The 2,276-nt window shown below is 52.4% G+C and carries 3 protein-coding genes; 2 read left to right on the forward strand and 1 reads right to left on the reverse strand.

Going from position 1 to position 2,276, the window contains the following annotated elements:
* Positions 1–622: FAD-dependent oxidoreductase (locus tag B3520_RS17410; RefSeq protein WP_286876495.1), on the reverse strand; the 622-nt coding region annotated here is incomplete at its 3' end.
* Between the two features lie 673 nt (positions 623–1,295).
* Here B3520_RS17410 and B3520_RS17415 point away from each other — a divergent pair.
* A complete protein-coding gene (locus tag B3520_RS17415; protein WP_286804896.1) occupies positions 1,296–1,856 on the forward strand; it encodes a DUF924 family protein in 561 nt (186 codons plus the stop codon).
* Between the two features lie 208 nt (positions 1,857–2,064).
* Positions 2,065–2,276 (forward strand): type II toxin-antitoxin system RelE/ParE family toxin (locus tag B3520_RS17570; protein ID WP_414673894.1); only part of this gene is annotated, 212 nt, incomplete at its 3' end.

The raw sequence follows: 2,276 nt of genomic DNA on the forward strand, positions 1-2,276 counted from the left end.
TGGCATCGATTCGCGGCGGGGTGCCGGTTTTCAGGCGATCAACGCGCAGAGGCAGCTCCCGCAAGCGGGCCGCCAGAGTCTGTGCCGGCGGATCACCCGCGCGGCCACCGGCATGGTTTTCCAGACCAATGTGAATCTTGCCGCCAAGGAAGGTCCCGGTCGTCAACACCACGGTAGGCGCCAGAAATTTCAATCCCATCTGGGTGACGACGCCCTCGACGGTGTCACCGTTGACGATCAGATCATCCGCCGCCTGCTGAAAAATACTCAGATTCGGCTGGTTTTCGAGCTGGTTTCGGATGGCGCTTTTGTACAGCGCCCGATCCGCCTGGGCACGGGTCGCGCGCACCGCAGGCCCTTTGCGTGAGTTCAACACCCGGAACTGGATACCGGCACGGTCGGTCGCCATGGCCATGGCGCCACCGAGGGCGTCGATTTCTTTCACCAGATGGCTTTTGCCGATCCCACCAATGGCCGGGTTGCAGGACATTTGCCCCAGGGTATCGACGTTATGGGTGAGCAGGAGGGTTTTACAGCCCATGCGAGCGGCCGCCAGACAGGCTTCGGTGCCGGCGTGACCGCCGCCGATGACGATAACGTCAAAGCGCTCGGGGTAAATCATAACTGGAGGCCTCCGGGGCCGTACCGGTGAAAAAGGGCGAGCATTATAGGGCCTGAATCGGATTTGTACAAAAGTTGTTCAGTTTCTAAACAAAGTCAAATTAATCAGTTATACAAATAAGTATTAAGTAAATAAGTTAATAGATAAGTTAGTTAAGTATTTAATGCTGTTACTACTAATGGTGAGCCAAAATTCTGTGTATAAGTCTGAAAACCGATTTTCAGACAATGACTTACCGAGATAGTAACCCACGGGACAAAGCCCGGGTAAGGGGCTGACAAGCTGACCGCAAGCTGGTGACGAAAAGCCGAGTTATACAGAAAACCGGCAAAGCTCGAGTTATCCCCAATTTCATCGCCAGCTTTTACCCCCAGACGTTCACAGGGTTATCCCCAGATACAGAATGAACTCACGGAAAATCAATCGGTTATGGGGGAAACCTGTGAGTAAGTGTGGATAACCGTTGTAAGTTTACCGTTTGAAGTCGTTTTTACCTGTGGGTAACTATTGTCCACAAGTGTGAATAACTTACGGAGTGGTCGAAAAGGCCGTCTGGGATTGATTACCGTCGAAGGCTGCTATTAAATAAATTGAACGGAGCAATAGCTCAGTCGGTAGAGCAACTGATTCGTAATAGGTCGGAACCGTCTTTGCCCAAGTCCCTGGATAGCCCATGTCCCTGCCCAAAAAGCCACAGAATGCCCGAACGGTATTTCAGTTCTGGTTCGAAGAGCTGATGCCCAGTCAGTGGTTCAAGAAGGATTCCGCGCTGGATGAGGCGATAGACGCCCGGTTTGGACACCTGTTGGAGCAGGCCAAGCGTGGCGAGTTATGGGCTTGGCGAGACACGCCAGAAGGTCGGTTGGCAGAGGTCATCGTGCTCGATCAGTTCTCCCGCAATATCTACCGGGATCGACCGGAGGCGTTCGCTCAGGACGCCCTGGCGCTGGTGTTAGCCCAGGAGGCGGTGCGGCAGGGGGCAGACCACGCGCTGGAGCCACAGGCCAGGGCTTTCTTATATATGCCTTATATGCACAGTGAATCGGCGGTGATTCATCAGCAGGCGCTGACGCTGTTCGATCAGCCGGGATTGGAGAACAGCCTCACGTTCGAAATTCGCCACTGGGAAATCATTGAGCGGTTCGGACGTTATCCTCATCGCAATGAAATACTCGGGAGAGAGAGTACGGAGGAAGAATTGAGGTTTCTACAGGAACCGGGGTCGTCTTTCTGACCGGGTTATTTACCGGTGCAGAATCTAACACACCATTTAAAAACAATAACTTATATACATTTTGGAGCACCTACTGAGTGCAAAAAACTGCGAAAAAGTGCAAATATTTGTCATTTTTTTTCAGAGCCGGCTCCTGATCACCCAATTCCAAACCGGGATAAGTGGGAAACTGGGAACCCTGTATCTGCTTCAATTGTAATATCCGAGCATTGAGGCTGGCTGGTGTTCAATCCGGGTAAACAAACAGTATCGCTTGATTTTTCGCAGGGAAGATGGCACCGCCGAAGATACATATCTAGTGGTCCATGCGGTTAATTCCGTAACTTTCAGAGCTTCTGTGCTGCGCTCGCTTGAATTGGCTACGGCCAGTCCTGCGCTCGCGCGCCTTGCCCACGACGCTTGTGTGACGGCTGAAAGTTA

Origin of the sequence: Marinimicrobium sp. UBA4509, from assembly GCF_002388575.1 — a bacterium.
GTDB classification, from domain to species: Bacteria; Pseudomonadota; Gammaproteobacteria; order Pseudomonadales; family Cellvibrionaceae; genus Marinimicrobium; species Marinimicrobium koreense.